This window comes from Chitinibacter sp. GC72, from assembly GCF_009760905.1.
Classification (GTDB): Bacteria; Pseudomonadota; Gammaproteobacteria; order Burkholderiales; family Chitinibacteraceae; genus Chitinibacter.
The window spans coordinates 88,709-113,838 of the sequence record NZ_VIRW01000002.1; the positions used below are offsets into that span (position 1 = coordinate 88,709).

Annotated in this window: 18 protein-coding genes; 5 read left to right on the forward strand and 13 right to left on the reverse strand. The window is 53.2% G+C overall.

Going from position 1 to position 25,130, the window contains the following annotated elements; genetic code table 11:
* Positions 1–60 precede the first annotated feature (60 nt).
* The 7 genes from FLS37_RS02100 to FLS37_RS02130 all read right to left on the reverse strand — a co-directional run bounded on the left by FLS37_RS02100 (position 61) and on the right by FLS37_RS02130 (position 8,533).
* Complete coding sequence (locus tag FLS37_RS02100; protein WP_157314271.1) at positions 61–1,398, reverse strand: HlyD family type I secretion periplasmic adaptor subunit; 1,338 nt, start codon at positions 1,396–1,398, stop codon at positions 61–63.
* Positions 1,385–3,556, reverse strand: a complete 2,172-nt coding sequence (locus tag FLS37_RS02105; protein WP_198314453.1) for a type I secretion system permease/ATPase — start codon at positions 3,554–3,556, stop codon at positions 1,385–1,387. The genes FLS37_RS02100 and FLS37_RS02105 overlap by 14 nt, the downstream gene beginning before the upstream one ends.
* 151 nt (positions 3,557–3,707) lie before the next feature.
* Complete coding sequence (locus FLS37_RS02110; protein ID WP_157314272.1) at positions 3,708–5,015, reverse strand: TolC family outer membrane protein; 1,308 nt, start codon at positions 5,013–5,015, stop codon at positions 3,708–3,710.
* Positions 5,016–5,288: 273 nt separating this feature from the next.
* Entirely contained in the window at positions 5,289–6,794 is a 1,506-nt protein-coding gene (gene ubiB, locus FLS37_RS02115; protein WP_157314273.1) for a ubiquinone biosynthesis regulatory protein kinase UbiB, read from the reverse strand.
* Between the two features lie 11 nt (positions 6,795–6,805).
* Positions 6,806–7,402 (reverse strand): SCP2 domain-containing protein, encoded by a 597-nt coding sequence (locus FLS37_RS02120; RefSeq protein WP_157314274.1) that lies wholly within the window; start codon positions 7,400–7,402, stop codon positions 6,806–6,808.
* A complete protein-coding gene (gene ubiE / locus FLS37_RS02125) occupies positions 7,402–8,139 on the reverse strand; it encodes a bifunctional demethylmenaquinone methyltransferase/2-methoxy-6-polyprenyl-1,4-benzoquinol methylase UbiE (protein ID WP_157314275.1) in 738 nt (245 codons plus the stop codon). Before ubiE ends, FLS37_RS02120 begins: the two co-directional genes overlap by 1 nt.
* 16 nt (positions 8,140–8,155) lie before the next feature.
* Positions 8,156–8,533 (reverse strand): gamma-butyrobetaine hydroxylase-like domain-containing protein, encoded by a 378-nt coding sequence (locus tag FLS37_RS02130; RefSeq protein WP_157314276.1) that lies wholly within the window; start codon positions 8,531–8,533, stop codon positions 8,156–8,158.
* A gap of 218 nt (positions 8,534–8,751) precedes the next feature.
* Here FLS37_RS02130 and phoB point away from each other — a divergent pair, with 218 nt between their 5' ends.
* The 5 genes from phoB (at position 8,752) to FLS37_RS02155 (ending at position 13,971) form a co-directional block, all read left to right on the forward strand.
* Positions 8,752–9,438, forward strand: a complete 687-nt coding sequence (gene phoB / locus FLS37_RS02135) for a phosphate regulon transcriptional regulator PhoB (RefSeq protein ID WP_157314277.1) — start codon at positions 8,752–8,754, stop codon at positions 9,436–9,438.
* Between the two features lie 75 nt (positions 9,439–9,513).
* On the forward strand, positions 9,514–10,800 hold the full coding sequence (gene phoR, locus FLS37_RS02140; protein WP_157314278.1) for a phosphate regulon sensor histidine kinase PhoR: 1,287 nt from the start codon (positions 9,514–9,516) through the stop codon (positions 10,798–10,800).
* A 236-nt stretch (positions 10,801–11,036) separates the two neighbouring features.
* Entirely contained in the window at positions 11,037–12,116 is a 1,080-nt protein-coding gene (gene tal / locus FLS37_RS02145) for a transaldolase (protein WP_157314279.1), read from the forward strand.
* A 370-nt stretch (positions 12,117–12,486) separates the two neighbouring features.
* Positions 12,487–13,113: an AAA family ATPase gene (locus tag FLS37_RS02150; RefSeq protein WP_157314280.1), complete on the forward strand. Its 627-nt coding sequence runs from the start codon at positions 12,487–12,489 to the stop codon at positions 13,111–13,113.
* Positions 13,114–13,194: 81 nt separating this feature from the next.
* Complete coding sequence (locus tag FLS37_RS02155) at positions 13,195–13,971, forward strand: hypothetical protein (protein ID WP_157314281.1); 777 nt, start codon at positions 13,195–13,197, stop codon at positions 13,969–13,971.
* Here FLS37_RS02155 and FLS37_RS02160 read toward each other — a convergent pair.
* The 6 genes from FLS37_RS02160 to FLS37_RS02185 form a co-directional block, all read right to left on the reverse strand.
* Entirely contained in the window at positions 13,968–15,599 is a 1,632-nt protein-coding gene (locus FLS37_RS02160) for a phosphoethanolamine transferase (RefSeq protein ID WP_157314282.1), read from the reverse strand. The two genes, FLS37_RS02155 and FLS37_RS02160, sit on opposite strands and share 4 nt — an antisense overlap.
* A 115-nt stretch (positions 15,600–15,714) precedes the next feature.
* Positions 15,715–16,437, reverse strand: a complete 723-nt coding sequence (locus FLS37_RS02165; protein ID WP_157314283.1) for a phosphatase PAP2 family protein — start codon at positions 16,435–16,437, stop codon at positions 15,715–15,717.
* Positions 16,438–16,542: 105 nt separating this feature from the next.
* Positions 16,543–17,799 (reverse strand): sensor histidine kinase KdpD, encoded by a 1,257-nt coding sequence (locus FLS37_RS02170; RefSeq protein ID WP_157314284.1) that lies wholly within the window; start codon positions 17,797–17,799, stop codon positions 16,543–16,545.
* Positions 17,792–18,490: a response regulator transcription factor gene (locus FLS37_RS02175; RefSeq protein ID WP_157314285.1), complete on the reverse strand. Its 699-nt coding sequence runs from the start codon at positions 18,488–18,490 to the stop codon at positions 17,792–17,794. The genes FLS37_RS02170 and FLS37_RS02175 overlap by 8 nt, the downstream gene beginning before the upstream one ends.
* Positions 18,491–18,670: 180 nt before the next feature.
* Complete coding sequence (locus FLS37_RS02180; RefSeq protein ID WP_304487374.1) at positions 18,671–20,635, reverse strand: glycosyl hydrolase family 18 protein; 1,965 nt, start codon at positions 20,633–20,635, stop codon at positions 18,671–18,673.
* A 1,040-nt stretch (positions 20,636–21,675) separates the two neighbouring features.
* Positions 21,676–24,555: a glycosyl hydrolase family 18 protein gene (locus FLS37_RS02185; RefSeq protein ID WP_157314286.1), complete on the reverse strand. Its 2,880-nt coding sequence runs from the start codon at positions 24,553–24,555 to the stop codon at positions 21,676–21,678.
* Positions 24,556–25,130 lie beyond the last annotated feature (575 nt).

A 25,130-nucleotide genomic window follows, 5' to 3' on the forward strand; every position in this document is an offset into this window, starting at 1 on the left:
CATACATGGCTGGGTATTTTCACGTAAATCAATCAAGTATTGAGCTAGAGGGCAATACCCCTAACGCTCTCTCATCGCTTCGTCTTTGGCTTTTACAATCGGCTTGATCAGGTATTGCAGCACCGTTTTCTTGCCGGTACGGATATGCACGGTTGACAGCATACCGGGGATAATCGGCAGCACTTGCCGGGTATTACCCAGATGGTTGGAGCGAGTACGCACCCTGACCAGATAGTAGCTTTCTTTCTTTGCTTCATCCGTAATCGAATCGGCAGTAATGGTTTCAACGTCGGCCAGCAGACCGCCATAGATAGAGAAATCATAGGCGGTCAGTTTAACCATGGCTTCTTGTTTGGGGCGTAAAAAGCCAATATCAGAAGGCCTGATTTTGGCTTCCACCAGTAAATTGTCTTCCAGAGGAACAATTTCCATCACGTCCATCCCCGGCTGCAAAACCCCACCCACTGTATTGACCTTGATCAGTTTGACTATCCCGTTTACCGGGGCACGGATGGTGGTTCGCTCGAAACGGTCACTCAAGGCCACTGTTGTCGCCGAGGTTGATTCCAGCTCGGCTTTGACTGCTGCCAGCTCATTAGCCGCATCCGCTTTGGCTTTGGCATAGACACCGGCTATTTTGCCATTCGTTTCTGCCAGACTGCTTTGCAAGCCAGGAATGGCGATACGTGTTTCATTGATTTCACCGTTCAGATCGCTGATCTGGCGTTGCAAATGCATGAAATCAATTTGGGATATCACGTTTTTTTCTGCCAGCGGCTTGCTCATCGCATATTCCTCTTGCGCCAGCTTCAAACCCGACTCCAGCTTGCTCAGCTTGGCGCGCATGCCTGATATTTCATGGCTACGTTTTGCCGCTTCACTTTGCAAAATGGCGATTGATGATTCCAGTTCACGCTTGCGCGAGTTGAATAATTGCCGCTCGGCCTCGATCAAGGCCGGATTACTTTGATTCAGCTTTTCTGGTGGCTTAAATTCCGCGCCATTGGCTTCAGCAGTCAGTCGTGCCATTTTGGCAGCGAGCGCATCGTACTTGACCGTGCTTTCACCAAGAGAGGAAGAAAAGCGTTTTTCGTCCAGCTTCATCAGCACCTGGCCTTTTTGCACCACCTCCCCAACCTTGACCGGAATATGGGCCACAATACCGCCTTCCAGATTCTGAATCACCTGGACTTGAGTTGACGGAACGACTTTACCTTCAGCCACCGTCACTTCGTCGATCTCCGCCAATGCCGCCCACACGATAGCAATCAGGATCAAGGCAGCACTGGCATACAAAATCCCATTCGATAGCACGGTGGAACCGCCATAGACAGCGGCAGCACCATCCCCCAGGAAATTCAAATCTTCATTATTCAGTGCGTTTTTATTTCGCGGCATGGAGTTTGCCCCCCGCGAGCAGATTGATCACTTCATCCTTAGGGCCGTCAGCAATCAGGCGGCCGTTGTCCAGCACCAGCAAGCGATCGACCAGGCTAAGCATCGACATACGGTGGGTAATCAGCACCAGCGTATGATTCCGATTAAGCCGCTTTGCAAAACGCTGCTTGAACTGTTCTTCACTGCGGTTATCCAGCGCACTGCTTACTTCATCAAACAGATAGATCGCCGGATTCAGCAGCAAGGCACGGGCGATCCCGATAGTTTGTTTTTGCCCCCCGGAAAGCCCCTCTCCGCGTTCGCCAATCACCATTTCAAACCCCTTGGGATGACGATTGATAAAATCGCTGACTCCGGCAATTTCGGCCGCATCCAGCATCGCAACATCATCAATATAGGGTGCCGAGAGCACGATATTTTCACGCACCGAGCCATAAAACAGAAAGACATCCTCTGGCACATAACCAATATTGTGTCGTAACTGAGCCGGGTCAATTTGCCGGATGTCGACGCCATCAATCCATACCGCACCCGAGGTGGGCTCCTGAAAGCCCAGGATCAGTTTTTCCAGCGTGCTTTTACCCGAGCCTATACGCCCAATAATCGCCACCCGTTCACCTGGCGCGATACGGAATGACACTTTGTCCAGAGCCAGCGCATCATGCCCAGGATAAGAAAAGCTGACATCACGAAACTCGATCTCACCGCGAAAATCGGGGCGCTGGACAAAATCTTTCCCCTGCGCGCGCTCCAGCGGCAAGGCCATGATGCTCTCCATACCCTTTAAGCCTGCGCGCGCCTGATGATAGCGGCTAATCAGGCTGGCCACCTGAGCAAAGGGCCCTAAAGTACGACTGAGCAATAAATTGCAGGCAATCAATCCACCAACCGTTAATTCGCGCTGACCAATCAGATAGACCCCACCCACGACCATGACCACGGTCGCAAATTGCTGAAAAAAGCCGGCCTGAATCACGATCAGGGACGACAAACTACGGGTTTTCACGGCCAGACGACCAAACTCGCCGATGATTTTTTCCCAGCGATGCTGGGCATTGCTTTCGGCCGTGCATGCCTTCAACGTGTCAATACCGCCCAAGGTTTCAATCAAACCCGCTTGCTTTTGTGCTGATACACGAAAGCTTTGCTGAATCAATTCACCTAAAGGCCTTTGCAGGATCAGGCTGATAATCACAATCAAGGGAATAAAAATAATCGGGATCAGCACCAGCCAGCCGCCCAGCCAGTATGTGACCAGCAAAAACAGCACAACAAACGGAATATCAACGATCACCGTCACGGTGGCCGAGGTGATGAAATCCCTGAACCCTTCAAACTCCTGAAAGTGGCTCACCATGGCTCCCACGGACTGGGGACGGGCAGCGACTTTCAGCCCCAGTACATGCTCGAAAATCTGCGCCGACAACATGACATCAATGCGTTTACCAGCCAAGTCAATGTAATACGCGCGCAAAGCCTTGATCAGAAAATCAAAGGCCAGCAATAAGGCCACGCCAATCGAGAGTACCCAGAGAGTGTCATAAATCTGATTGGGCACCACACGGTCATAGACATTCATGGTGAATAGCGGCACAGCCAGTGCAAACAGATTGATCAGGCAGGCCGCCAGCAACACATGACCATACATCGGGTAGCATAGCTGCAGGGCTCCCCAAAACCAGTGCTGTGCTTTGGGGATGTAATTGTCACGGGTGCGGGCGTCAAATTGAAACTCGGGTTTCACAAAAATAACAAAACCACAGTAAAGCTGTTCAAGTTTGCCCTGTTCAAGTTCCAGCTCACCGCCCGCCGAATTGCTCTCCAGTATCGTCCAGCGCAAACCGGAACGCCTGATCGCCACACAGGCTCCGCCCTCTTTCAGTAAAAGCACCACAGGAAAAGACAGCTCAGGGATATCATCCAGGCTGCGTCGCTGCAGTTTGGCGGTCAAACCGGCATGTGCAGCAGCTCGGGGGAAAAGTACGGCACTAAGGCGATTGCCCACCAAAGGCAGTCCACTCGTTAGCGTTTGCGCTGAGAATGGGCGATGAAAAAATCGTGTTAGCTGAATCAGGCAGGTAGTGAGTGGATCATCCGGGACGAAGGCGGAATGCGGAATGGCAGCTTCGTGTGGTGGCGGCGGTGGATTGGAAGTCACAATGAATTCCTATACGCGAATAGGCCTGATTGTTCATCAAAACTGCTAGGCCATGAGACAGGAAGTTGTCGAACCAAGGATGCACTACACATCCATGCTCCGAATCTCGAGGCAGAAATCACCACCCCGAGATCGGCAATGAGCCGTGGCCTTATTCGGTGACCAAGGTTTCATCCAGAGGTTTGAGATTGAATGTGGTGAGCAATTGATTGCCATCAGCCAGCAACCGGAAACGGGCTCGCAATTCATCATATTGCCCGCCAACCAGGTCTCGCTGTGCGGTGAAATATTCATTTTCACTATCGAGCAAATCCAGTAACGAGCGCTGTCCCAGGGAAAACTGCTTGCTATATTCGTCGCGCGCGGACTTGCTTGAATTGGCGTAGCTGGTCAGTACCGGCACCCGCTCTGCGGCAATCATCATCGCATTCCAGGACAAAGAGGCATTCTGGCGAACCTGCCGTTCGACACGGCGAACGATTTCTTCGGCAGAATAAACCAGCTCTTTGGTTTCGGCGACATACGCCTTGTCGGCTCCGCTTTTAAAGAAATAGCGCACTTTTACCATCCCGTAATAGCGCTCGGTTTCTTCAACCCGCAGGCCATCAAGCGAATCGGTATAAATCGCGCCAGCTTCCAGATCCACGCGCGGGTACATTTGCGATTCGGCCAAACCATACTGGGCCTGGGCTCCGGCGACATCGGCACGCGCGGCTTGCAGCAAGCGATTATTGGCAACCGCCCAGTTTGCAGCCTCGTCCATCGCAACGGGCAAGCCCTCAGGAACGGCCGGACGCAACAAATCTGCAGGCTGCTCACCCACCAGACGCATATAGGCAATTTTTGCCTCATTCAAGCTCGATTGTGCTGCTGACACATTGGCTTTGGCTAGGGCCACCCGGGCGTCAATTTGTTCGTCGTCCGACTTGCGGCCAAAACCGCCTGCCGTACGCATTTTGACCTGATCTGCAGTGCTGAGATGCGCGTCCAGATTCGCTTTGGTCAGCGTTAGCAATTCTTGCTGGCGCAACACATCCAGATAGGCCTCTGTGGTTTTAAGAGCGACGTCTTCCGAAGTATTGGCCAGGCGGTGGGCTGCGCCCAGTTGTCGCGCTTTTTGACGATTGACTTCATTTTTAGTCCCCATGCCATCGAACAACATCTGGGTTAGCAGCGCCTGAGCTTCCTTGCGGGTGTAATTTACCCCGCCACCGAATGCCGCGCGGGTAGAAAAATTATTCGTGTGTTCCCGCCCGATGCCCGCAGACAATTCAACCTTGGGGTAGTAGCCGCTTTTGGCTTTATCGACTGCAGCGTTGCTCGCTCGTCGTTGCCCTACATCGGTCTGGATATCAGGGCTGGTTTGCAGTAATTTTTCAACGACCTGGGGCAATGGTGCAGACCATGCTTGTGGTGCAAACACCGCCAGCACGGCCATGGTGCAAATACATTTTCGCATGTCTCTAGCTCCTGTATTGAAGAGGCAGCCGGTTTACTTTCGGCAGCTTTTCTTGGGTCTTATTGGAAATAGCGTTCCGTTTTTATTCATTCAATACAGATCATCGACTAGTGAATAGCAAGCACAATTTATCCTAACGGGCACCTCCTAGCAGGCCAAACCATGACCCTGCCCAAAGCCTGCATCATCAATGTTTTGGCCGCTAAACTGGAGGATTTGCACATAAAAAAAGCCACCGAAAACGGTGGCTTGGATTAACAGATCGGGCACTAATCAACGCCAGAATGTGCCCAACAACAGCGCCAGCAGCACGGCGATCACGGCGAGCAGGTAGTTACGTTTTTTCTGCTCCCACATCAGACCTTGGTAGCCAGCCAGCAAGAGCTCGGTGTGGTTTTGATTGAGCACTTCGTTGAGCTTGCGCGGTAGCGTTGGCAACAGCGTCGCCCACTGCGGCGCTTCGTGTTTCAGCGTCGCAATCAGGCCGCGCCAGCCGATTTGCTCGTTCATCCAGCGCTCAAGGAAAGGCTTGGCCGTTTGCCATAAATCGAGATCGGGATCGAGCTGGCGACCCAGCCCTTCGATGTTCAGCAGCGTTTTTTGCAGCAGCACCAGTTGCGGTTGAATCTCGACGTTAAAACGGCGTGACGTTTCAAACAGCCGCAGCAGTACAAAACCAAACGAAATCTGGCTCAGCGGCTTGTTAAAGAACGGCTCGCACACGGTACGCACCGCCGCTTCCAGCTCTTCAACGCGCGTGTCCTTGGGCACCCAGCCGCATTCAATGTGTGCGGTGGCAACGCGGCGATAGTCGCGATTAAAAAATGCCAGAAAGTTAATCGCCAGATACTGCTTATCTGTATCGCTCAGCGAGCCAACAATACCAAAGTCTAGCGCGATATACTTATTGTCCGGCGCCACAAAAATATTGCCCGGATGCATATCGGCATGAAAAAAACCATGCCGGAATACCTGGCTGAAAAAAATCTCGACCCCAAAACGGCTGAGTTTTTTCAGATCCATGCCAGCAGCTTTCAGATCGTCGATTTTGCCGATCGGAATACCGTCCATCCATTCGAGCACCAGCACTTCGCGAGCGCAGTAGTCGTAGTACACCTCGGGGACGATCAGTTGGTCTGAATCTTTAAAATTGCGACGCAACTGGCTGGCATTCGCCGCTTCATGCATTAAATCGAGTTCATCGTGCAGATGGCGATCAAACTCAGCCACCACTTCGCGTGGTTTCAGGCGCGGGCCATCGGCAAACAGCTTTTCCACGCAGACCGCTAGCACGCGCATCAGCGCCAGATCGCTTTCAATGACCGGCAAAATGCCGGGGCGCAAAACTTTCACCGCCACATGTTTGCCATCGAATAGCTTCGCGCGGTGCACCTGCGCGACCGAAGCCGAGGCGACCGGCTGCGGATCAAACTGAGCAAACAGCTCGGCGATGGATTTGCCCAGGCTTTTCTCGATTTGATTGATCGCCGTTTGCGAATCAAACGGCGGCACATTGTCTTGCAATTGCGCCAGCTCGTCGGCGATGTCGGGCGGCATCAAATCGCGGCGCGTGGAGAGCACCTGGCCAAATTTAACAAACACCGGGCCGAGCGACTCCAGCGCCAGACGCAGCCTTACCGCACGCGGCTGATCAAGCTTGCGCCAGAAAAACAGCGCCGAAATCAGTTTGCGCAGGCCATGCACACGCTCGTGGCCAAGCAAAAACTCGTCCAGACCAAAATGCACCACGACATAGGCAATTTTAAAAAAACGGAACATGTTCGCCTTTATTACTTGCCGCTTTCAAAGCGGCCCAAGTCAGCCTCGAGTCGAGCCAAACGCTTGTCCAGCCGCGCCAGATCATTGCGCAAGGTATCCACCTCATCACAGAAGGCCGCCACAACTTCCTTGCGTGGCAGCATCCGGTCTTCGTCGCGCAGGTATTCCACCAGCGTTTCGGTCAGACGCCTGCCCATCGTTACAGGTGCGTTGGCCAGTTGCTGGCTGCTCGTCACAATCCGGTGCGCAGCAATATCGCCGACCAAGCGCGACAAGTCTTCGGCCACATCCCACGACAAAGCGCCCAGTGCCGCTCCTGCTTTGCTGGCCAACTCGGGATCGCCCGCCAGCACGACTTGGCGCGATGCAGCCTGCGGGTCGGTCAGACGCAGCGTAAAAAATTGCAGCGGCAGGCTCAGGCTTGCTTCAGGCAGGCCTTCCGAATGCGCCAGCAAACCATTGGGCATGACGACGACGTTGGCGGCCAGTAGCGGCAACTTCACCGCAAAAGTGCGGCCAGCCAGGCGAGACAAATCGGCCTGTGCCGCCGGGGCCTGCCCCAGCAAATGATTGAGCAGAGCCGACAGACTCGCTTGACCCAAGGCCATCAGAATTTGGTTCCTTTATGCAGCGCACACACGCCGCCGGTCATATTGTGGAAATCCGCGCGGCCAAAACCGGCGTCGAGCATCATTTGTTTCAGCGTTTCCTGATCGGGATGCATGCGGATTGATTCGGCCAGATACTGGTAAGACTCGGCGTCATTGGCAACCAGCTTGCCCATAAAAGGCAGCAATTTGAACGAATACAGATCGTAAGCCGGCTTAAGCGGCGCCCACACCTTTGAAAATTCCAGCACCAGCAAGCGGCCACCGGGGTTGAGCACGCGATGCATTTCTTTGAGCGCGGCATCCTTGTGCGTCATATTGCGCAGGCCAAACGCCACCGAAACAATATCGAAGTATCCGTCTGGAAACGGCAGCTGCTCTGCATCACATTGCGCTACCGGCAGGGGGTATCCCGCATCGAGCAGACGATCACGACCCACGCCGAGCATCGAGCTATTAATATCAGTCAGCCACACTTGGCCAGTTTTGCCCACTTTCTTGGCAAAAGCTTTCGAGAGATCACCCGTACCACCGGCAATATCCAGAATCTTGTCGCCCGCTTTGGCGCCACTGGTTTCAATGGTGAAAAATTTCCATGCGCGATGCAGGCCAGCCGACATCAGGTCATTCATAACGTCGTATTTTTGCGCGACCGAGTGAAACACTTCGGCGACTTTCTGCGCTTTTTCTGATTCATTGACGGTGCTAAAACCGAAATGGGTTTTTGAATCGCTCATTGCGTTCTGCCTTTATTTAAAGTGGTTCACGAGATGCGCCAGCAGCGGCCAGCTCGTTCAGGTATTTTTGCCAGTAGCTTTGATAATTGGCACCCAATTCATAGAGGTATTGCCATGAGAACAAGCCGGAATCATGGCCGTCGTCAAATACCAGCTTGAGTGCGTAATGCCCAACGGGTTCGATGGCCTTGATATTGACGTTGATTTTGCCCACCTGCAGCACTTCATTGCCGACGCCGTGGCCACGCACCTCGGCGGACGGGCTCAGTACGCGCAGATATTCGCACGGCAACTGGTAGCTCGCGCCATCAGCGAAAGCGATTTCAAGCAGGCGCGAAGCCTGATGCAAGGTCACAGCGGTGGGATGCGGGGTTTCTGCGGTAAGGCCAGCCATAAGCGTCAATTTGCCAGAAGGAAAATAGCCATCATCATACCGTGCTTAAGGTTTGCTCACCACTCGCGAACCGGGGCACGCGCGTCGCAGTTCTGTCATGTCCGGCTTTCACTTTCTGAAAAATAAGTCGTCAATTTGCAGACTTGTAATATTAAGTTCACACTAAAGCCTTATTCTCGCAACCAACAATATTGAACTTTTTCCGCGAGGAGCACTACATGGCCGCCAATATCCTGCTGGTCGAAGATGAACCAGCAATTCAAGAACTGATTGCCTTTAACCTGTCACAAGCAGGTCATCATGTAATGCGTGCCGATTCGGTAGAAAGTGCCCAAGGCATTGTACGCAATGCCCTGCCCGATCTGATTTTGCTCGACTGGATGCTGCCAGGCATGTCGGGCATCGATTTTGCCCGCAAATTGCGCGGGGACGAGCGCACGCGCGCCATTCCGCTGATCATGCTCACCGCACGCTCAGACGAGCAAGATAAAATTGCCGGTCTGGAAACCGGCGCCGACGATTACATCACCAAGCCATTTAGCCCGCGCGAATTGCAGGCGCGGATCAAGGCCGTGTTGCGCCGCCGTGCACCGCAAGCCACCGATGATCCGGTGGAAATCCACGGCTTGCGCCTTGATCCGGTGACGCACCGCGTATCAGGCAATGGCCAGCCGCTGGAACTGGGGCCAACCGAATTCCGTCTGCTGCATTTTTTCATGACGCACACCGAACGCGTGCACACGCGCGCCCATCTGCTCGATCAGGTGTGGGGTGATCATGTCTTTGTTGAAGAAAGAACGGTGGACGTGCATATTCGCCGCCTGCGCTCTTCACTGGAAGGCACCGGTCACGATCATTTGATTCAAACGGTGCGCGGCTCGGGCTATCGCTTGTCGGTCAACTAAAGTCAGCACCCGCGTCTGCCCCGGCAGCGCTCTGAAGGGTCGGCACTGACCCGCGTGTTTCATTAAAGGCCGCACATGCTCTGGCTTCGTTCGATTATTTATTATTCTTTGACCACCCTGATCGCCCTATTCATCGGAGCAATCGGCGGCGCAGCCTGGGGGCTGGGCTTTGCGCTGCTCGTCGTTTCGCTGGCCTGCCTGTTTCATATTTTCAATCTGCACCGTTTACATCACTGGCTGGAAAATCCGCAAGTCGATAATGTGCCCGGCAGCTTTATGCTGTGGCAGGAAGTGTTTGACCAGATTTACGCCGAAGTGCGCAAGCAGAAAAAAGCCAAAGAGCGCCTCGCTGGCACGCTGGATCGCTTTTTATCCGCCGCCGAGGCGCTGCCCGATGGCGTGGTCATCCTGGACGACAATGATCGTATCGAATGGTGCAACCCCGCCTCTTGCGAGCACCTGAGCCTGAATCGCAAGCTGGACATGGGTCAGCCCATCACGCACCTGCTGCGCTACCCCAGCCTGCGCGATTATCTAAAAGAACAGGATTTCAGCCATCCGGTGATCATCCGCATCAGCCGCCCGAGCGAGCAGACTTTATCGGCGCAAGTGGTGCCGTTTGATTCAACGCGCAAGCTGCTCTTGAGCCGCGATATTACCCAGCTTGAACGTGTCCAGACCGTCCATCGCGATTTCGTTGCCAATGTCTCTCACGAACTGCGCACACCACTAACCGTGGTCGGCGGTTTTATTGAAACCATGATCGACATGCCTTCATCGGATGCCAAAACGCGCGAGACGCATTTGCAGCTGATGTACGAGCAAACGCAGCGCATGCAGCGGCTGGTCGAAGATTTACTGACGCTCTCCAAGCTGGAAAGCGGCGCACAGGTACGCGAAGAAGAAGTCGATATTCCGCAACTGATGCAATTGCTGCGCACCGAAGCCAATGGGCTTTCGCAAGGCCGCCACACGGTAGAAATAGGCCGCCTTGATCGGCCGCGCCTGATCGGCAATCACGACGAGCTGCATTCGGCATTGGGCAATCTGGTCTCCAATGCCATCCGCTACACGCCACCTGGCGGCACGATCACCATCGGCTGGGAAAAGCGTGACGATACAGTGTGCTTTACGTGTCGCGATACCGGCATTGGCATTGCCCCCGAGCATATTCCGCGCCTGACCGAGCGTTTCTATCGCGTTGATCGCGGCCGCTCGCGCAATACCGGCGGCACCGGGTTGGGGCTGGCGATTGTGAAACATATTCTGCATCGCCATCAGGCGCATATGCTGATCACGTCCGAGCTGGGCAAAGGCAGCGAGTTTGCGGTGAAGTTTCCACAAGCGCGTGTCATAGAATAAACGGCGCGAATAGATACAAACCTCAGCCGGAGCTGCAAGGCTCACCCAGTCAGCGCCCCACTTGCCCAAGTCACAATCTGCCCGTAAATTGCGGCAATCGCATTTTTTTTGCGTCTGCGCAAAGGCACAGGGCTTGGCTTTGGTTGATAATGCCCCATGTCATTGAAATGCTTTGAACAAGTCAGGATTCAAAGTCAACGCAGAATCGCCAACTTCAATCATGAGGTCACTTAACTATGAGCAGAATCGCAGCAATCAAACCTTTCGGTCAACGTATCTGGTTGGACAATCTTTCCCGTGATCTACTGAAATCTGGCGAACTCGCTCGCCTGATCTCTGAAGACGACATCGCTGGCGTGACTTCCAACCCGGCTATTTTCTACAAATCGATTTCTTCTGACCCACTCTACACCGGCGATCTGGCCGAGCTGAAAAAGCAGGATCTGACTGCTGAACAACGCTACGAAGCACTGGTAGTACCGGACATCCAGGCCACTTGCGATCTGACTCGTGCCATGTACGATGCGACCAATGGTTTGGATGGCTACGTGAGCCTGGAAGTATCGCCAACGCTGGCCAACGACGCGCAAGGCACCATCGCCAACGCCAAACGTCTGTGGGCCGCGATTGATCGCCCGAACGCGATGATCAAAGTACCGGCCACCGATGCTGGCGTGATCGCTTTTGAAGAGCTGATCACCTCAGGTATCAACGTCAACATCACGTTGATGTTCAACCTGAAACACGTTGATAACGTCTTGACCGCCTACATCCGTGGTCTGGAAGCGCGCGCTGCGGCGGGCCTGCCAGTGGATAAAGTACAAGCCGTTGCTTCAGTATTCCTGTCTCGTGTTGATAGCCTGATCGACCCGCAACTGGATGCCATTGGCACACCAGAAGCGCTGGCGCTGCGCGGCACTGTGGCCAAATCATTCGTTAAAGTGGCTTACCAGCACTACAAAGGCCTGTTCCAGGGCAGCCGTTTTGCCGCACTCAAAGCACTGGGCGCAAACCCGCAGCGTCTGCTGTGGGCGTCAACCGGCACCAAAAACAAAGCCTACAACGACGTGATGTACGTTGAAGACCTGATCGGGCCAGAAACTGTCAACACCGTACCGGACGCCACACTGGCACTGTTCCGCGACCACGGCAATGCAGCCAACACCCTGGAAACCGGCACCGATGCTGCAGTACAAACCTTGGTGAAAGTGCGCGAATTGGGCATCAACTACAACCTCGCTGGCGAGCAGTTGCAAGTGGATGGCTTGAAACAATTCGACGAAGCCTTTGCCAAATTGCTGGATCTGACCAAATAAGTAGGCAGACAAAAGTTTCCGCCCATCGTTGGCTCGCCTCGCTGTACTACTTGTACTATCTTCGGCTTCGCCGCCTTGTTCGGAAACTTTTGCTCAGTTACTTAATTGGCCGTATTCCACAGCAAAGCCCCGCCAGCGTGCGGGGCTTTTTTATACCCTAGCCATGTATTGCCACGTAAAAAATACTCAGCAATCGTTACAGCCACATACCCTCAATCGACTAGATTATCCACTAGATTTGTAATGACGCAACAAATCGCGGCCCGTCACAATTCTTTCACCGATTAGTCATAATTTAACCAAACTGTCACATTAAAACTGACAATCTCTGCCATAATTAATGCCGCTTTTTGTTCCGGCCTTATGATTTATGCGCAAGATTCTGATCGTCAATCCCAAAGGGGGCAGCGGCAAGTCAACTTTGTCGACGCACCTGGCCAGCTGGTTTGCCTGGCAGGAAGCCAAAGTGATGCTGGGCGATTTGGACAAACAGCACTCCAGCCACCACTGGCTCGATTTGCGCCCGGCGCATCTGCCGCAAATTGCCCGCTGGGAAATTGGCGATGACCACATCGCCCGCCCACCCAAAGGCAGCCAGGTTGCCGTGCTCGATACGCCAGCCGGGTTTAGCGGCAACAAGCTGAAAAAAGTGCTGAAAATCGTTGATCACGTCATTGTGCCGATTCAACCCTCGGCTTTCGATCTGTGGGCCTGCGCCGATTTTTTTGAAGAGCTGGCCGAAACCAAGGCGGTGCGTCAGGAAGACGTCCAAGTCGGCGCTGTGGGCATGCGGGTGAATGCGCGCACCCAGGCGGCCAACCCGCTGCCCGAATTTCTGCGCAAATACGATATTCCGCTACTCACCTGCGTGCGCGATACCCAGCTCTACAATCAGACCATCCAGCGCGGTATGAGCATTTTTGATCTGCCACACAGCAAAACCCAGCGCGACCGGGCCGAGTGGCAAGCGCTGATTGACTGGGTACTCAAACGCTAGCCCCCATCTGGCGACTGAATCTGGCAGCCTGAAGCACATTCGACGTTATAATCGCCTGCTTTCCAGCTTTTAAAGACGCCCATGTTCAGTGCGCCCCATCTCCAGTTGATCGAACAGGCTCTGGCCCGCAGTCCGGCCCGGGTGCTGGCTGTTGCCCTTGGTGGCGAGACGGTGATTATCAAACGGCAGGAAAGCCGGGCCCGCCCGCTGGCGTATCGCGCGCTGAATCTGGCCGCCCGTATGCTGGGCCAACCTTTACTCTGTGCCGTGCCGGCTTATGGTGGCGCGGCGGGTCAGGCCACCGAAGTACGCCGTTTGCAGGCGCTGCAGGCCGCGGGGGTTGCGGTGCCCACGGTACTGCATATTGCGCCAGACTGGATTGCACTGAGCCACGCTGGCGAGCACTCGATTGATCATCTGCTCAGCCGCAGTCAGGAGCCCCAATTGGCGATCTGGGAGAGCGCTCTGGCCGCGATTCTGGACGCGCACCACAAAGGGCAAGTGCTCAGTCAGGCTTTTGCCCGCAATATCCATCGCCATCAGGGGCAAATTGTTTTCATCGACTTTGAAGATGACCCCACCGAGGTATTGAGCCAAGAGCAAGCACAGGCAAGGGATTGGCTGCTATACATGCACTCAACAGCGTATCTGCTGCAGGCCGACCGCCAGATTCTGGCGCAACGCCTGCTCGCCTTTCTGCGTCAGGACAGTGCTGCCGTGCAGGCGCTGATTTTCAGCAGTGCACGCAGCCTGGGCTGGCTGCGCCATCTTCCGCGCCAGCGCAAACCGTGGGGGCGTGACGTGATTTCACTGCAAAGCGCGGCAGAAGTCATGCACGCGCTAGGATCTGTCAACTAGTGCTCAACGCGCCGCTGGCAGCTGGCAAATAAATCCAGCTGCGGCTGGTAAAGCTGTGTTCTGACGTCGAGCAAGCCGAGCATCGAGTGAAACAGATTGTCGTGCGAGTAGCGCTGGCCCGCGTGCTGCTGCAGGCAGCGCGTATCAAGGCCACGATTTTGTTCGTAGGCAGGCGAAAACCACATTAGCGCCGGGATATGCGTCTGGAAGTCCGGCGCAATCACATAGGGCGAACCATGCAGGTATAGCCCTCTTTCCCCAATTGATTCGCCATGGTCAGACAGATACACCATGGCGGTATCCAGCTTGCTCTCGTTGTGTTGCAAGGTACGGATCAGGCTGGCCAGCACATGATCGGTGTAGAGCAAGGTATTGTCGTAGCTATTCATAATCTCGCCCTGCGTACAGCGATCAAGCTGGTTGGTCGTGCAGGCGGGCTGAAAACGCGCAAACTGCGGCGGGTAGCGTTTGTAATACGCCGGGCCGTGGCTGCCCATCATATGCAGCACCAGCAAGGCCGATTGCTGCCCCTGGCTGACCTGATCAATCTTCGCCTGCAGGTTTTGCAGCAGCATTTCGTCCCAGCATTCGCCATCACGACACAGCGCCGGATCGGCTTGCTCGCTCGTTTGCTCATGCGGCACGCGATCACACGCGCCCTTGCAGCCGGACTGATTATCACGCCAGCTCACGCTCAAACCTGCACGCTGCATGATATCGAGCAAGCCCTGATGGCTTTTGCCCTTGTCATCCGAATAATCGCTGCGCTCGAACATCGAGAACATGCATGGCACTGACACAGCGGTATCGGTGCCGCAGGAATGAAAATCCGGGTAATTGATCAGCCCGGCGATTTGTTTGAGCTCAGGATTGGTTTCGCGCGCGTAACCATTGAGCGAGAAATTGGCCGCACGCGCGGTTTCGCCCACCACCAATACGGTCAAACTGGGGCGCTGCATCTTGGCCCAGTTGGCACCCAGCCGGGCATCTTCGCCCACCGCTTTGATCTCTACCGGGCTTAATGCCGCACTATGGCGCAAATATTTGGATGTGGCTTGCAGGTAATTACTTGGCGTGAGGACATAACGCAATTCACGGTGATTACGAAAAACCGAAGCAAAATCCTTGTAATAGCCCGCAGCAATCACGCCCAGTAATAAAAGGGACGCCAGCAAAATCCCCGATTTCACCCTGGCTTCATTTTTAAGTGGCCGAAAATCAATCCGCACCCGCCAGAGCCAGGCGGCAGGCAAAGCCCCCAGTAGCAGCAGATAAATCAGCAGCTTGAAGCTGAGCAAATCCCGTGCCTCGGCATGATTAGTTTCAAAGGCGTTCTGGATCATTTCCGCATTAATCATCACCCCGTATTGCGACATGAAATACACAATAAACGGCGTAATCAGCAAAATGGCCGTCAAAACCGGTTTGAATACATAGGGCACGGCAATCAGCGTCAGGATGGCATTAAAGACCAGAAACAGAAATGCAAAGCCAATGCCAATAAACAGCCACGCGCCCACCGTAGCCGGCTGCTGGAGGGCGATGAATTTTTGCCAGAACACCATATTGCAGGCGCTTAATAAAAACAGCACCAGAATGGCGGTGACGCGTTCACTACGCAAGATCATATGAAGACCTATTTAAGACCAATTTAAGAAGGTTTTTTTTGCTGAAACAAACTGCGGAACACTATGCCCACAGCAAGCTTAAGCCCCGGTAAAGAGCCGCTAGGCAGGGCAGCAATCAGCGTAGGACTTCTGCTATTTTTTGGCGGGGTATAGGCGGGTAAACCAGATACAGCAAGAGCAGAACCAGCCATACCCACCAGAGTGCCCACAGGTTATGCGAGAGAAAATGCGCACCGCGCATCATCTGCCCCCAACCCATCACAGAGCCCAAGGCCAGCGCCAGCACTAGGCTGCGCAGCGCCCAGCGCGGCTGCTCATCCCGCAGCGCGAAATAAAATGCCAGCAATGAAAAGCCACCCGAAGCGTGGCCGCCAGGCAGGCAACGTCCGGGGCTTTGCCCGCTAGGTAAATCGGCAAACAAAGGTAATAGCGGTGCCTGACCGCCAAACAGATTCAAATCCCAGGGGCAGGCGTGAATGCTGTTGCGCTTGAGGATTTGCACCACCAGCGCCGACAGGGCCAGACCGAGCAGAATCCAGACCATGCGGCGGCGATAAGGCTGCAAACTGCTGGCAAAAAATGGCCCGCCAAAGCGCGCGCAGAGTAGCAAGGCCAGCAAAGAGAGCGGAATAAACCACAGCGCGCTTTTCAGCCCGGTATGCATCACCGCGTTCAGGAAGAAATCATTTCTCAGCGCAAACTGATGCTGCACGCCATCGTAGTAAGGGCTGATGAGCGCCAGATCCCACTGCTGCGGGTAGACCCAGAGCAACAGGGCCGCCAGCAGCGCTGGCAACAGCAGATGTCCAAGATAAAAAGCCGGAGATAAACGCCGCATCGCACACGTACCGCAGTAAAAACGGCAGCTTAGCGGGTGGCGTGTGAGGATTTCGGCAGGATTGTGTGAGGGTTTTGTGAGGGTCGGTTGGTTTTAGGATTTGCTTCAGTTTTGCGCCAGCGCGAGCTTCGCGGCGATGCCGATCTGCACCCGGGTGCCCTGCCCCGGCTGGCTATCGATACGCCACTCCCAGCCCAAAGCTGCGCAAATGCGCCCGACGATGGCCAGGCCCAGCCCAAAGCCATCGGGCAAGGGACTGGCGCGCTCGAAAGTATGCTGCACACGGTGCAGATCATTGTCAGCGATCCCCACACCGGTGTCGGCGATAGTCAGCACGCCGTCTTGCCAGTCGATCACAATCTGGCCGGACTGGGTATAGCGCAACGCATTGCTCAGCAGATTATCCAGCAGCATTTTCAGCAAGGCGGGGTCGGCATCGATCATCAGCTGGGCAGCGATGCGATTGCTGCGCACAATCTCGCCTTTCTGCGCGGCAAACTGTTGCAGGGATTCTGCTACGGCGGCGTGCAGATTTAATCTTTGCAGTTGGCTGGCATGTAGATCGCGAGCCAGAAACAGCAAGGCGCTCAATCTGGCCTGCATTTCATCGGCAGCCGCTTCGATTTGCTGCACGCGCTGCAAATCCGCAGCAGATAAAGCGGATAATTCACGTAGTAGCTCGGCGCTGGTACGAATACGCGTCAGCGGCGTACGCAACTCATGCCCGGCATGCGCGGTAAATTCACGCTCGCGCTGCAAGAGCTGGGCTTTTTCCAACCGATGCGCATGAATAGCCTGCGCCAGCACGCTCACTTCGTCGTCGTGCGCGGCATCCAGCGGCAGCGGCCTATCATGTTCGACAGCCTGCGCCAGCGCCGATAGCTGCTTGAGTATGGTTCCCGCCAACACATGCCCGATGACCCCGGCCAGCAAAGCCAGCACGACCACGGCAACGCCAACGCCCAGATAAATGGTCGCCAGCCGCTCCTCATGCCGGGCGGTGTCATACAACACATACAGGCGCTCACCGCCGTATTCACGAATGCCGACATGAAATTCGTGCGATTGCTCGTAATATTCGCTATTGCCCACCGCCAGCGAGGCGACTTCGGCCGGCAAGCCCGGCGGCAATTGCCCGATGGGGGCGTGATAAAACTCCAGATTTTGCGGCAGCACAATGCTGCCCTGTATCGGCCATTGCGATTCAATCCGGTTGAGCGCGGTGTTGACCACTTCATCAATCAGCGCCTCTTCGCTCTCTTCGGCCGACATCAGCAAAGAAGCCGCCAGCGCTAGCAGCGAACAACAGCTCACCATAAACAGCACCAGCGTCATCCGGCGGCGCAAGCTCATTTTATGCATGCGGCTCACCCGCCGGATCAATCAGCATATAGCCACGGCCATGTACGGTTTGCAGCGGGCTTAGCCCATCCGGCATGGATAAGGCGCGGCGCAATTGCGACAGGTGATAGCGCAGCGGATCACTGCTTTCCTGCGCTTCACCCCAAAGCGCACGCTCGAGCTGATCACGCGTAAACAAGGTATTGGGACGCGAGAGCATGACTTGCAGCAGCTGCTGCGTTTTGGGCGGCAGCTTAAGCAGTTGCCCCTGCCAGAAGACTTGACCCGTATCGGGCTCAAACAGAATCTGCCCACAGCGCAAAGCCTGCGCCACCAGTTGGCCGCTGGCGCGTCGCAGCAGCGCCTTGATGCGCATTTCCAGCTCTCTAAGTGAAAACGGCTTGAGCAGATAATCATCCGCCCCGGCATCAAAGCCGGCTTCCTTGTCGGCCAGCGTATCGCGGGCGGTAAGGATCAAAATCGGCAAATTCAAAGCCAGTTCGGCACGGACATGGCGCGCCAGGCTCAAGCCCCCCATGCCGGGTAAACCCAGATCAAGCACGAGCAAGTCAAACGGTTGGCTGGCCAGCAAATGCAGTGCAATGCCCGCATTGGCCGCTGCATCAGGCACAAAGCCCCTCGCCTGCAGAAAGTCATAAATATTGGCGCTAATCTGGGCATCGTCTTCAACGATTAGAATTTTGGCACTCATGCTGGCTCCATCGACAGATCAGCAGTGTAGCGCTTTTTTGCGCGCTCAATACACTACCCATGTATTGCCATATAGAACAATCAAATACTCGTCTAGCGACATATACCCTTAATTGCAACTCAGCGTATGAATAAAAAAAAGCCCCCTCAAACGAGGGGGCTTTCGTAGCAGTGAGTCAGCTTATTTAGCTGCGCCCATTGCTTTAGTCAGTGTTGCGTTGCTGTCATCGCCGTCCAGAGACCAGCTGAATACACCGCCCAGACCTTTGTTTTTACCGTACTGAACTTTAGTACCGATTACTTCTGGTGTGTCGTAAGACCAGAAAGTAGAACCGTCGAATTTCCAAGACTGTTTGGTCGTTGGGTGAACAAATACGTTACCCGCTGCGTTTTTCAGTACTTTGTAGTCTTCGATACCGGCTTCGTAAGTACCACGAGCTGGTTGAGTTGCTTTCTGGTACAGACCGTTGTTCGCGTTCGTTACGCCAGTCCAGCCACGGCCATACTTAGGCACGCCCAGAACCAGTTTCTTCGGATTCACGCCAGCGTTCAGCAATTGGTTAACTGCATCATCGGTGTTGTAGAACGATACGAGGCTGCGATCACCGTAGCAAGTGTCGCCAGCTTTGCCGCTGCACTTGTACGTTGGGTTAGTTGGATCTGCGTACAGATGCGACTGGAAGTCGGTAGGACCTTGAGCAGCCCAACCACCGTTGTAGTCGTAAGTCATCATGTTGATCCAGTTGAGGTAACGGCTGTACTCGCGTGGTTCAGTCATGTCGATCTTGTCTTTACCTACACCGATCGCCACAGTCAACAGGTACTCTTTCTTGTTCGCAGCAGCCAACTCATCGATCTGTTTGCGGAACTCAGCCAACAACAAGGTGAAGTTCTGTTTGTCAGCTGGCGATACTGTGTTGTATGGCTGGCCAACTACACCTGGGAATTCCCAGTCGATATCGATACCGTCGAAGATGTTAGGTGCAGAGCCTGGGCCACCGCGACCATCAACCACTGGCAAGTTGCCTTTGAGGTAGATGTCGATACACGATTTAACCAGCTGTTTACGCAGAGCATCAGTTGCAGCGGCTTTAGAGAACCACTTAGACCAAGTCCAGCCACCCAGAGAGATGAACAGTTTGGTGTTTGGATATTTTTTCTTGTAGGCCTGGAATTCGCGGAAGTTACCGGCCAGTTTGTCATCCCACTTGATGGTGTCAGAAGCATCAACACGGCGTTTAGCAGTCAGACCAAAGTCAGCCCAAGCATCGCCACCTGTACCTGCGCCTGGTGCGTTTGCATCAGTTGCACCTGGTTCGAGTTTGTTAACGATACCGCACTCGTAGCCGCCATTTTTCTCGTAGATGTTACCGAAGGCGTAGTTGATGAACGTCAGGTGAGCTGCTGCGCCAGAGCTGATGATGTCAGCTACTTGGTAGTCACGGCCATACACGCCCCACTGAGTGAAGTAAGAACCCACTTGAGCAGAAGCTGGTGGTGCTACTTCTTGGCCTGGAGCCAGAGTTGCCAATGGTGTTGGTGTTGGTGCTTGTGTTGGCGCTACAGTTGGAACTGCAGTTGGCGCTGGTGTCTGGCCAACTGGTGTTGGCTCAGCAGTTGGTACGGCAGTCGCAGCAGGGCCGCAATCGCCTTCATATTTCCATGGACCCCACTGGTCAGCAGCAGAAGGCGCTTGACCTTGTGTCCACCATTTAGCAGAGAATTTTTTGCCGTTGTATGAAACAACTTTACCACCAGTGTATGCAGCAGTTGCATTCCAGGCTTCAGCATTGTCACAACCAGCTACTGGGCCAGTTGTTGGCGCTGCTGTAGGTGCAGTCGTTGGAGCAACTGTTGGTGTTGCGCTGCCAACTGGTGTTGGAGTTGGAGCAACAGTAGGAGCAGGTGTCGCGCTAGAACCAGAAACTGCTTTCCACAGTGTTGGTGTAGCAGCTGGATTCCAGTTTGCACCAACATAAGCAGTGTGAGTTACCAGAGCTTGGTAGTCATTACCAGAGTATGAAACTACTGCGCCAGCATTGTAGGTAGTGCCTTCTTTCCATGCATCAGCTGCATAAGAGAAGCTGGCAACTGCCATCATGGCAGCAGGGATTGCAGCTACAGCAAAACGATTAAAGTGCGACATAAAGGGTCTCCATCCTCATTTATTTGGCATCACTCGCGCAATGCAATTGGTACTAACCAGATCAGGCAACTCGTCAGTTATTTGAAAGTATTTACTGATTCGAGTCATCTATCCATCGCCTCTCAATCGGTATCGAGCTGCGTTGGTGTCTATTAATCTCCAAAGCGTTTTCCTTGTCAACACCCTTTTTTTCATTTTTTTTGCCCTCCACAAAAAGAAGCTGGGCACTAGGGGAAAATACTACAAACTACATAAATTTCACAATTGTGCACCGCACAAACATTGCTGTTTAAATCACAAAAAAACTTATTTTAAATAGCACATATAGATGATGCACTGCAACATTAGCGCATGATTATGTAACAAAATCTGTTTTGTTATGTAGTTAATAGTTGATAAACTACACAAAATTTTTACTGATTTTGTGTTGCCAACGCGATTTTTCAAAATGCCCGCCCAAAAACAAGCTTTCAATATAATTAAAAAAACTTTTCAAAAAAGAAAGCTTTCATCGCTTACATTAAAAATCCAGTAGGCATTAAATTAGATATTTTTCGTCAGCAAGTGGTATTACCCAATAGAACCATCTGCCATTAGATTCGCAATGACATACTGACAGGCCAGCAGCAGGACAGAAATCAGCCATCGTTGCATCAGTACCCCCCGCAACGTGCAGGCAATTGACTTGAAATCAAGCTACAAAACGCTACTCATTCGACTGCACCACACCAGAATTATCATGCAGGCTGCGACTGGCATTTGACTTGAACAGAGTGCAATACCAGCAACAAAAGCCCCATTCTTCGAGCGAGAAAACGGCGAGGCAGCGCAGGCTAGCGCAGAAGGGAAAATCATCGCCTGAGCCTGAGCTCGGCTCGGCAAAGCACACGACAGCGGCTGCAGCCGCTGACCACCCTATTGCTTTAGTCATCCATTGAGCTAGATGTATGGGCAATACGGACATAAAAAAACGCCGCGAATAAATCGCGGCGTTTTGATCAGGCTTGACTCACTAGTCCTTGGACATAGTAAGTAAAGTCTTAGCGTTTAACTCCGTACACTTTGCCGTTTGGCAGAGTCAGAGTCACGTTAGTTGGTACTGGCATTGGCATGAAAATGCGCATACCGATGGTGATGGTTTTACCTGGACCGAAGTCAGTTACACCCCACGTTGTACCTACAGTGCCTTGTTTCAGTTGGTAAGCTGGACGATGGAAGGCGTTTGGCAGACCACCTACGTTACCGACTTTGTTAGAAGCTACTGTTGCAGACCAAGTACCACCGCTGTAGATATCAACCAGATTCTCGATACCTTTACCCGCTGGTGGAGCGTATGGTTTCAAGAACTCAACTGTTGACGAAGTCAGTGGTGTTGATGGCGCTACGTCGAACGCAACTTTTGCACCAGTCAGATCAACGTTTGAATTGTTTTTCAATTTCAAACCGATCTGGATTGGGTAGTTGTCTTCACCTTTAGGCAAGAAACCAACCAGGTCTACTGATACATCGAGTGTCTCAGCTGGCTGAACGAAAGCTTCGTCGCCTGCTTTGATACCATATGGCGTTGCATTTTTCAGCATTGTGCCGGCCAGTGAAGTCAGCGTGCTACCGAAGTAGTAGTGACCCAGACCATTCTGTGCTGGTGTGCTGTAGTCACCTGCCAGCTCCCAGAACATGATACCGCCAGCGCCTTGATCGATTGCGTACTGAACTTTCGCTTTGAACGATTTTTCATTTTCAGTCGACAAGAACACTTTCGTCGTTGGGTTCCACAACCAAGAAGACTGAGCGATGTCATCGTAGTTTTCTACGTAAGTGCCACGAACTTTAGATTCTGGCTTGCTCAGATCATGGCCATAGATACCAACGTATGGTGTTGGCAAGCCATCACGCAAGTTGTTGGCGTGCCACAGCGGGTTAGCACCAGCAAACATTTCTTTGCCATCTGCGCCCAAGTCAAACCACAGGTTGTCGATACCTTGCGCACCGAAGCCGCATGGAGCGCCAGCTTTCGGGCTCAAAGCGTCTGGACCCAGGTTGCCGCCAGTACCGTTGTAGCAAGTTTTCTGATCGGCAACAGCTGCAGTACCCCACAGACCATTAGTGCCGCCAGTTACGTTTTGCCAGCCACGAGTGTAGTAAGGCAGACCGATATTGATACGACCACCTGCCAGAGCAGTACGGAAGTATTTGTATGACCAGTCGATGTTCAGGTAACCCTGAGCATTGTAGTACTTGCCATCACCTGCAGTGTCGTAGATCTTAGCGTCAGCGATTTCGCTGTCTTTACCTGTATCGTAGAGCGCAGCATTGTGACCTACGAAGTGGTTCCATGCGCCATGCAAGTCATAGCTCATGATGTTCACGAAATCGAGGTATTTAAGGGCTTGGAAGCCTTCAAAACCACGCAACAGGTAACCTGACGATGGAGATGCAATCGTCAGTTGGTAGTATTTGCCAGAAGCTGCAGAAGCTTTATCCAACTCTAGACGCAGAGTCTTCATCAAAGCCATGTAGCCATCCCACAACTTGCCGCGATGTTTGTTCGCGATCTTCCAGTCATCTGGGCTACCCGCGTCAGACATTGAAGTTGGGTATTCGTAGTCGATATCGATACCGTCTAGGCCGTATTTAACCGCAAATTCAGCCGCAGACTTAGCGAAGGTATTGATACGATCTTGACGAACTGCACCAGTTACTTCATCCACCGTCAACGAGTAGAAACCACCGCTTGCAACGCGCTTGCCGTCTTCACCGAAGTAGCCACCAGTTTCAGCCCAACCGCCAACAGACAGCAGCAGTTTCACGCCTTTAGGATCAGCATGCTTGTTCAGCATGTTGAAGTGACCCTTGAACGGCAGTGTTGGATCCAGTGCGTATTTAGGACCTTTTGAATCCCAGTTCATGCCAGTAGCGGCATTGTTCGGGCCGTCAGCACCAACCGATACTTTCCAGTCTTTATCAATGTGCGCAAATGCGTAGTTGACGTGAGTGATGTCGTTCCAAGGCACATCAGCCGCCAAGTAAGCTGGCTGACCGTTTGCGCCATTACGCCAGCTAGTGAAGTAACCGATGCTACGGCGTTTCATGCCATTAGCCAGTTTTTCACGACCTGCTGTGTCGTAAGCATCACAGTATGGCACGTTCGCAACTTCAGACACCAAGCCTGTTGGGCGGCACTGATCTTGGCCGCCAACCACTGGAGGCGTCGCTGTTGGAGTTGGCGTTGGGCCAACTGGTGTTGCTGTTGGTGTTGCAGTAACCACTGGCGTTGCAGTTGGAGTCACAACTGGCGTTGCCGTTGGCGTTGGTGTTGGGCCAACTGGCGTAGCGGTAGGCGTCACAACTGGCGTTGCAGTCGGTTTGGCCGTTGGCGTCGCAGTTACAACTGGAGAAGCAGTAGGTGTTGGCGTTGCGTTGGTGGTACCGCACTCACCTTCATATTTCCAAGGGCCCCACTGGTCGGTAGCAGAAGGCGCCTGGCCTTGCGTCCACCATTTTGCAGAGAATTTTTTGCCGTTATAAGCAACAACCTGAGCGCCTGTATAGGCAGTCGTCGCATTCCAGGCAGCAACATTGTCACAACCGGCAACCGGGCCTACTGGCGTTGCAGTAGGAGCAGCTGTTGGCGCTGTAGTTGGGCCTACTGGCGTAGCCGTTGGCGCAACAGTCGATTGTGGTGTAGCAGTTGCAGTCGCAGCGCCAACCAGTTTCCACAGTGTTGGTGTGGTATCAGGGGTCCAGCCAGCACCAACATAGGCAGTGTGTGTCACCAAAGCAGAGTAATCACTGCCTTTGTGGCTCACAACCGTGCCAGCGCTGTAGGTAGTGCCTTCTTGCCACGCAGGCGCTGCATAAGCATAAGCAGCGAACATTGCGACTGGCATAGCAGCAAGTGCAAGACGATTAATACGGGACATTAAAGTCTCCTCCGATTTATAAATGGCATTGACGCTAGGAGTTAAGTGGTCTTGACTGCTAGGCGCCTGCTTGTCACCCTTTTGTAAGAATTGGGCGATTCTCTACGCTAGACCTGTTCACCAAAAAGCAAACCAGTACCAGTGAGAATGATTAATCACCATGCCGTTTTTCTTGTCAACACCCCATTTTTCGACTGTGAAGTACTGCACGTAGCAAAATTTCATTCGACTACAAAATCAGAATCAAACCCACCGCCGCCAAATGCTGCATCGCATCATTTAATCAGCATCTTAATGATTTTTATAGGTTTTATTGCAGCATAAAAAATGCTGCAATACATCATTAGCATCATCTGATGTAGCTTAGACAGAAAATAACAGGTAGTTTCAAGCGAAAATTTTATTAAAAAAAAGACACTTTCAATCCACGTCGCCTGCACGGCCTGGCGGCACTTCCTGGCGTAAAAAACAAAATTTACTTGAAACTTTCTTTTTCGCTTTCCCTAGGGTTTCTACTTACGTGCCAAAATGGCTGTCAGCATAGTGGTATTAGAAAACAATGAAATTCTCACGTC

Coding starts and splice junctions, on each gene's coding strand:
- FLS37_RS02100 (WP_157314271.1), bottom strand. CDS start 1,398: ATGCCGCGAAATAAAAACGCACTGAATAATGAAGATTTGAATTTCCTG.
- FLS37_RS02110 (WP_157314272.1), bottom strand. CDS start 5,015: ATGCGAAAATGTATTTGCACCATGGCCGTGCTGGCGGTGTTTGCACCA.
- ubiB (WP_157314273.1), bottom strand. CDS start 6,794: ATGTTCCGTTTTTTTAAAATTGCCTATGTCGTGGTGCATTTTGGTCTG.
- FLS37_RS02120 (WP_157314274.1), bottom strand. CDS start 7,402: ATGGCCTTGGGTCAAGCGAGTCTGTCGGCTCTGCTCAATCATTTGCTG.
- ubiE (WP_157314275.1), bottom strand. CDS start 8,139: ATGAGCGATTCAAAAACCCATTTCGGTTTTAGCACCGTCAATGAATCA.
- FLS37_RS02130 (WP_157314276.1), bottom strand. CDS start 8,533: ATGGCTGGCCTTACCGCAGAAACCCCGCATCCCACCGCTGTGACCTTG.
- phoB (WP_157314277.1), top strand. CDS start 8,752: ATGGCCGCCAATATCCTGCTGGTCGAAGATGAACCAGCAATTCAAGAA.
- phoR (WP_157314278.1), top strand. CDS start 9,514: ATGCTCTGGCTTCGTTCGATTATTTATTATTCTTTGACCACCCTGATC.
- tal (WP_157314279.1), top strand. CDS start 11,037: ATGAGCAGAATCGCAGCAATCAAACCTTTCGGTCAACGTATCTGGTTG.
- FLS37_RS02150 (WP_157314280.1), top strand. CDS start 12,487: ATGCGCAAGATTCTGATCGTCAATCCCAAAGGGGGCAGCGGCAAGTCA.
- FLS37_RS02155 (WP_157314281.1), top strand. CDS start 13,195: ATGTTCAGTGCGCCCCATCTCCAGTTGATCGAACAGGCTCTGGCCCGC.
- FLS37_RS02160 (WP_157314282.1), bottom strand. CDS start 15,599: ATGATCTTGCGTAGTGAACGCGTCACCGCCATTCTGGTGCTGTTTTTA.
- FLS37_RS02165 (WP_157314283.1), bottom strand. CDS start 16,437: ATGCGGCGTTTATCTCCGGCTTTTTATCTTGGACATCTGCTGTTGCCA.
- FLS37_RS02170 (WP_157314284.1), bottom strand. CDS start 17,799: ATGCATAAAATGAGCTTGCGCCGCCGGATGACGCTGGTGCTGTTTATG.
- FLS37_RS02175 (WP_157314285.1), bottom strand. CDS start 18,490: ATGAGTGCCAAAATTCTAATCGTTGAAGACGATGCCCAGATTAGCGCC.
- FLS37_RS02180 (WP_304487374.1), bottom strand. CDS start 20,635: ATGTCGCACTTTAATCGTTTTGCTGTAGCTGCAATCCCTGCTGCCATG.
- FLS37_RS02185 (WP_157314286.1), bottom strand. CDS start 24,555: ATGTCCCGTATTAATCGTCTTGCACTTGCTGCTATGCCAGTCGCAATG.